We start from the raw sequence: 4725 nt of genomic DNA on the forward strand, positions 1-4725 counted from the left end.
ACACCGTGCTGGTCATGGCCGCCCTCGCGGTCTGCACGGTCACCGCCGCCGCGCTACGGGAACGTACCGACAGCCAGGCACCCCCACCGACCACACCCGACCAGCCACCACCGGCCGATCCCGGACTGATCCCGCTCACCGTGCCCGAGGTCGGACGACTCCTCGCCGACGCCCTGCACCACCCACCACCACCAGGACACGCCATCGACTGGCTCACCTGGCGACGCCGACACCAGGCCCGCGCCCGCTGGCACCACCAACGCACCCGCCTCAACCGCGAATACGCCCTGCTCACCTAGCAAATGGCGGCTGCCGTACTAGCGGGAGAGTCAGTTTGGCCTGCTGCCGCGGATGGGGTTGTTTGTAGACGGCGAGCAGCCACGGTTGAGTCTTGTAGCTGTGCGGACCAGAGGAAGACAACCGCCTCTGTCGCTGCTGGCTGCAGAATCGACCGCGAGTGTCGGCAACTCGACAAATCCAATGAATCGAGTCCTAACGGAACCAGTTTCCCCAGGTCAGGCGCTCGCGAGGTCAGATTTTCATCGATCTACGACAAGGAGAGGCAGCGAAAGTTGCCGTATTGTCGCGTACTGAACTGCTTGCACCGCTGAGCCGCGCCGTAGTGGTGTCTGTTCCGAGCGAAGTTGCCTGGTTGCCAAACTCAGACGGTTACGGGAGGAGACGTAATGGAAGAGATTGCCTTTCCAGTCTTAGTAGGCGCTGCGTTGATTGAGGGCGTCAAGTTTACCTACAATCAACTTGACCTTTTTCTTGAACGTCGGCGTTCGAGCCGACAGGGCGAGCGACCGTCGGTGCCGCAGGATGTAGAAATTCCTCCATCGGTTGAGGTTGGTGGGCCACTACAGCTCAATGATGAGGTCATCGAGCAACATGAGTCTGAAATAGAAATTCTGCATGCATTACTAAAAGTTTCGCAGAATTACGAGAACCTCGATGGAAGGGAAGCTCAACTTCGCATAGTTCTAGGCAAAGCGAAGTCGATCCTTGAAGCTGTTTATGGCCAGGATTTTGAATTCGGCAAGGGTGAAGATGCAACATTCAAGGTGCAGAATCGCGTAGAGGATTTGCATGGTAAAGCGGTCGGTGCGGTTGTGGGTGAAATTAACCGCGGGGGTCATGGAGAAGTAGACAATCAAGTCGCCCGTGTCCATGAGTCGGGGGAGTTTACCGGTGCCCGCATCGACCGGGTCGGGTGAATCCGGGATGATCGAACATGCAATTCATGAAATTGGCGATCTATCAAAAAAGTTGAGGATTAACCTGGATGTCGGCACGCAAAGTGGCGGCACCGTGATTGGGGCCCAGCTAGTTCTGGGGTTTATACAAAGAGATCACTCAACCGAGCCCATAACGCCGAACCAGCTCCAATCGGTGGGGTCCATATTTGCGCGATCGGCTAGTTATTACGAAATTCTTTGGGACTTCCTGGCTCCCGGATCCATTGTCGTAGTAACGGGCGAGCCCGGGGTCGGTAAGTCGATTGCGGCCCTTGCACTGCTGTCTGACATTAGCTGGATTGTGCCAGGGCGGCAGCGGTTCAGAAGACTCGGCTACGGCGCGGAACGGCTCATTGACGTGGACCGGCTGATGGACTCCAGTGACGTCTGCACAATCCTCGAGTTGCCGCCGGACGATGATAGGCGCAGTGGGGAGCAACCCTCGGCGGCGGGATTTATGGTATCGAGTAGTTTCGGGAAACATTTGAACTCAATGGCTGCCGTCATGTCTAAAAGTGGCGGTCGGCTCGTAGTTGTTGTTGATGAAAGTCAGTGGGAAAGGATTGGCGTTGATTCGCCTTTCAAGGCGCACCATGTGGTTCAAGCCCCTGGCGTAGCAATCATGCGAGGGTGGCTCACGCAGTACGGGAATAGGGACGTTGATCGCTGGCTCGGTGATGATGAGATCGTGCGCCTGGTAAGGGATGAATCGCCCCGAGGCGTGATGAGCGTGATGCAACTGATCATGCGAGCCGATCGAGTTCCTGTGGAGCAGCTTCCTGACGTTTCTCAAGATCGTCAGCTCCCGGCGCTGGAAATCGGCGATGAAATATTCCAGCGACGTGTGCTTAGCGTGGTTGCGGCTCGGCGTAGTTGGCACAAGGAACTCCTTGCTTGGCATTCGCATTCCGGAAGAAGTAGTTTCGAGCGCAACTTTATGCTCATCGCAGCCGCGTATGGTGGCGCTCCTGTGGGTGACGTGTACGATGCCGCTCAACGTTTGGGTAAGCACTTCGGGGAGCCCTCTGCAGAATTCTCCACGAACGGCCAAGAAGGAGTTGGCGTTCTCCAGGTAGTCGACCGAGTCGGGGCGGACTTGGCAGAGGATGTAGTCTCTTTCTCCCGCCCAGGCTGGGAAGATGCTGTTGTCAAATACTTCTGGGCAGACCGTCCGCGCTGCCGCGATGAATTCTTAACCTGGCTAGTGAACGACGTAGTTCGGCCGGCCAATGGCGAGACAGAAAGCAAGGAGTCCAGAGCCAAGAGGGTGGTAAAGTTCTCGTTGGCATTTATGGTCCGCTTTGACAAGCTGGACCTTCTCGACACAATCGTCAAGTCTTGGCATGGCGACGAAACCCTCTACGAAGAATCGATCCGGTTGGTGGCACGGGCCTGTTTCGATCAATCAATTGATCGGAAAGTTCACCACAAGCTGCGTCTGTGGGCTTCTGGAGGAGACGCGAGATTAATAGAGGCGAGCGTCCGCGTATGTGCCGGGGCATTCGGAATCGCTTACCCTGGAAAAGCGCTGGTTCGACTGCGCCATGCGGCAAGGTCGAGCGACCCTTCTGTTCTTAGGGCAGTAAAAAAGGCTGTCGCGGCTCTATGGAATGAAAAAGCAACGCAGCCAACTCTTCTGAAGCAGGTCGAAGCCTGGTGTAGCGACAACGACTCGGCTGGTCCGCATATCTTCGGCGCGCTAGCGGCAATCGTGGATGAGGTGCACCACAAGCCGTCTGCCCTTGTGGCCGCCCGAGATGGCAGCTCAACCGCGAACTTGATGGCTATTTTGAGATGCTGGCAGACGCTCCTGGCTGCGCGCGTTGATGAGAATGAGTTGGACGAAAGTATTTGGGGTTGGTTTGAGGCGTGTCTGGCCTCCCCCGATGAACGCAGTTTCGTCCTGCAGCTTTTTAGAGATGTGGTCAATGGCTCCACCGCACCAACTTCGCTTCGTCATCGACTGGACGACTCATTGCAGCGCTGGTCTCTGGCACTGGACGTCAGTCCGGAGCGCAGGAACCTTCGGCGAGAGCTAGACGAGCTGCTCTATGCGGACCGTTACACTGCAGGCCAACGTGATGCTTCTATGTATGCGACTCTTCACGGGCGGTCTGGGGACCTCTCCACGGATGATGCAGGGAGTCACTCCACCGCCGCTCCAGCCACGTCTTGGTTCGAAGAGGATTCATACGGATATGATGCGCCGCCGTCGGGACAGCCGGACGTGTCAACGGTGGGCAGACAGCCACCTACTGCCGGACCGGATTTATCGCCTGGAGGTATCGCGCGGACAGATGTGGATGCCGCAGTGCCGCCAATGGCGGTTGAGTTGACTCCGACGAGCTACATGTCGTCCCTTGGTGGGAAGGATGACAGCGGAGCTGCTGAGATTCCCGACTCAACTCGCACATCGTGAACGTAAGAACCCTTTTTGGCATTCGGGCCCGTCCTCGATTCGGTGAAACTTTGACTTTCGAGTTCACGGATCAGGTGGAGAGCATTCGAAAAACTTTCCCTTTCAGTATTCATGTGACGTTGTCTTATCGCTCGGCCGCTGACGTGAGTCGTCAGCAAGCTGTTGCTATGGCAGCTTGTAATGCACGGCAGATAGTCGAGCCAGTTGCGGAGCGCTTCAATGTACTGCGTCCATCAGCGGCAGAGCAGGAGATCAACTATGTGTTAAGTCGCGATTTTCCAAGGACCACAGAGCAAGTAATTTTTTGTTCTGCTCATGTCTCAGTCTCCGTAGCTGACGCTGTCTCTAGGGCTGCTGAGCTTTATGAGGAGTCGGTACGCGAGATTTCTCGGGAAAGGCTCGATAGGGACAGGGTTCGAGCTAAGTTGACTTTCCTGAGGGACGACGTCTTCTGTGATCCTGCAACAGCCAGGCTGTACTGGATTATAAAGCATGGCAACCTGCCGGCACCGGACGACTTCTCCGAGATCATACGGTCGGTAAGTCAGTGGGCCCCTGGCAGTGAGTGGGTGGTCATTGCGCAATGCATTCAGAAATTTCTCGATCAGTTTCCGCGGCAGAATGCACGCGATCTAGTTCGCATGTTGCAAAGACTTTTTCATGAGAACGACCGGACGGACTTGGCTAAAGAGTTGGCGAGGGTATTAGATCAAGCTTAGCCCGTCCCCATTGGAATTCGGCTGAAGGTCGGCAAACGCCTACCGCTCCGGCCTTCTGGTGCAGAAGATTGCTAGACACTGCAAGCCTGGCTGAGCCCGTAGCTGAAGTGGGCCGCTATGGTGGGTTCAATTCGGCGAGCGCACTTGGGCCGTCATCTGATGATGCGGAAGACCTGTAGTCGAGGGGGCAACTCTGCGTCCATGGCGCAGCTCTTCCACCGGCTCTGGCGCTAACCTCGGCCCTTGGTTAAGGGCTGTCCAAGGAGTGGACCGGAAACGAGGAAGTGCCTTCTGATCAGGGAAAATAGGACTTGCTGAGGGTCCGATGTTCCTGTCACGGAAGGCACTT

Annotated in this window: 3 protein-coding genes and 1 pseudogene; all 4 read left to right on the forward strand. The window is 56.4% G+C overall.

From position 1 onward, the window contains the following. Window positions 1-299: pseudogene (locus GA0070215_RS27690) on the forward strand (IS701 family transposase); the annotation flags it as partial. A gap of 387 nt (window positions 300-686) precedes the next feature. Beyond that, complete coding sequence (locus tag GA0070215_RS28280; protein WP_141708286.1) at window positions 687-1217, forward strand: V-type ATPase 116kDa subunit family protein; 531 nt, start codon at window positions 687-689, stop codon at window positions 1215-1217. Beyond that, window positions 1192-3657 carry a hypothetical protein gene (locus GA0070215_RS28285; RefSeq protein WP_141708287.1) on the forward strand — a complete coding sequence of 822 codons (2466 nt, stop codon included), beginning with the start codon at window positions 1192-1194 and terminating at the stop codon, window positions 3655-3657. Before GA0070215_RS28280 ends, GA0070215_RS28285 begins: the two co-directional genes overlap by 26 nt. A 50-nt stretch (window positions 3658-3707) precedes the next feature. After that, a complete protein-coding gene (locus tag GA0070215_RS28290; protein WP_141708288.1) occupies window positions 3708-4376 on the forward strand; it encodes a hypothetical protein in 669 nt (222 codons plus the stop codon). Window positions 4377-4725: the final 349 nt, after the last annotated feature.

It is taken from the genome of Micromonospora marina (genome assembly GCF_900091565.1).
Lineage (GTDB): Bacteria > Actinomycetota > Actinomycetes > Mycobacteriales > Micromonosporaceae > Micromonospora > Micromonospora marina.

Bases quoted from the DNA above. Each gene is read 5' to 3' on its own strand.
- GA0070215_RS28280 (WP_141708286.1), top strand. From the start codon at position 687: ATGGAAGAGATTGCCTTTCCAGTCTTAGTAGGCGCTGCGTTGATTGAG.